2 protein-coding genes and 1 pseudogene are annotated in these 1,705 nt (G+C 50.4%); all 3 read right to left on the bottom strand.

The window, feature by feature from the left end; translation table 11 throughout:
* Positions 1 to 809, bottom strand: an 809-nt coding sequence (locus JX312_RS13250) for a DUF4099 domain-containing protein (RefSeq protein WP_204458387.1), incomplete at its 3' end; no start/stop codon positions are given.
* Entirely contained in the window at positions 763 to 1,269 is a 507-nt protein-coding gene (locus tag JX312_RS13245) for a hypothetical protein (protein ID WP_204458386.1), read from the bottom strand. The genes JX312_RS13245 and JX312_RS13250, both read right to left, overlap by 47 nt.
* A gap of 206 nt (positions 1,270 to 1,475) precedes the next feature.
* Positions 1,476 to 1,705: pseudogene (locus JX312_RS13240) on the bottom strand (hypothetical protein); the annotation flags it as partial.

Here is a 1,705-nt window from a genome sequence, read left to right as displayed (position 1 = left end):
CTGACGAAGCAGGGGGTTGTGTTGCCTTTGGCATCCTTCAGGTCGATGACTCGTCCGAGGTTGCCGATGGCTTTGAGCATATCCTTGTCCTCTTTTGAGAATTTCACGCCGTGAAACTCATCGTTCAGATTGGGTTCCTGACGGATGAAGTGAGGCACCACCTTGATGCTGCCGTCGGGGTTCTCGTGGAGCGAGAGACGGGCTTCCAGCTCATACTTCTCGTTGCCGAAGGTCGGAGTCACTTTCACAAGGTCAGACATACGGTTGTTGACCATGTTGCGGAGATTCTGTTCACCGAGCGACTCCTTGCTGATGCCCCATGCCGCGAGATTGTCCCAGTTGATTTTGGATTCGTCAATCTGCCGGTATCGCTTAGGCTGTGTCTGTTCCGGCTCGGAAGCCTGATTGACAGTCTCGGCGGGTGTCTTTTTTTGTTCAGGTTGAGGTGCCTGTGCAACGGTCTGTTCCTGAGCGGGAGTGCCGTCGGGCACTTTTACCTCAACTCCGGCAAGCATATCCTTTGCGCCGGGCATGTCGGGGTTCTGTGCCATCTGGTTGACGGCAAAGCCCGTCGTGGGAACCTGATCGGCCGATACTTTGAAGAAGTTGAAGATGGTGGGATTCTTGCATTGGGCGATAAAGTTGCGCAGGAAGTTGTCGAGAATATCAGCATGGCGATCGAAGGTCAGGAACTTGGAAGCCTTTGCCGGGTCTTCCATCTTTGGGGAACCGTCCTCATTAAGTCCGGTCACCACGCCCGACTCACCCGTCCGGCTGTTGCGCGCAATCAGCGCGTCTTGGTTTTTCAAATCTTGTTCTTGCATTTTCGAGCTTCAAATTTTTTGGAGGATCACACATTTGTCCCGTGGGGACCTCTTTTTCGATGGGCTTGGGTATATTGATTGCCAAAGCCACGGCAAACTCCCGGAAGAAATCTATCAGGTCTTGACCGCAGTACCAGATTCGGGAGCCTTTTGAGCCTGATTTGCTTTGATAAGCGCGTAGTCCGTGTTCTTTGCGCCATTTACGGAGAGTCTTATCGCAGCAGGAGAAAATCTTCAGCACTTGCCATTCGGGATACATGGCATCCGGTCTTATGCCATACGTCTCTTGTAGCGGTTCGGAAGGTATAGGCGGAGGTGCCGCATTGATCACCAGCCTGTCCATGCCATCCGCAATGCGGGTGAGAAGATTTATAAAGTCACCGGCTTGCTCAGCGGTTATCACAATGGTGACAGTGTTTGTATTCTGTATCGTAGTTATATCCATTTTTTCTTTCGTTGATTAAAACTTACGATGCAAAATTACTCTGCCGCCTAAAGGTGTTATCCACAGTTGTTTTCAACCGGGTGACGATTGCGTAATAAAAAATTCAGCGAGGGGTTATCTCGCTGAATTCAAGAGGCTTTCACACCGTTAAAAAACTCGTTTTTTTACTACCCGGTTGGGGTATCCGGGTATTTTTACGAGCTGTTTTACTTCAAATCCAGAAGGTGTCGCAGTTCAGGGTCGGCTGCTATGCGCATTTTCTCCTCGGCGACTATCCTTTTCACCTGCTCCTTGATGGCGCGGTAGTTGTTCTGGATAGCCGATTCCATCATGTCATTACCGTCTTCATCTATGAAGTTGGTGACAACGGGCAGATGTTTGTATTCCTCCTCCTCGGCTTTTACCTTCTTGCTGTCCACCACAATCTCGGCATGGA

It is taken from the genome of Barnesiella sp. CU968 (genome assembly GCF_905219685.1).
Lineage (GTDB): Bacteria > Bacteroidota > Bacteroidia > Bacteroidales > Muribaculaceae > Lepagella > Lepagella muris_A.
The sequence above is the reverse complement of the archived record's forward strand: the minus strand, read 5'-3'. Positions and strand labels throughout refer to the sequence as shown.

What these genes read in the sequence shown, in the direction of transcription:
- JX312_RS13245 (WP_204458386.1), bottom strand. Translation starts at nt 1,269, where the DNA reads ATGGATATAACTACGATACAGAATACAAACACTGTCACCATTGTGATA.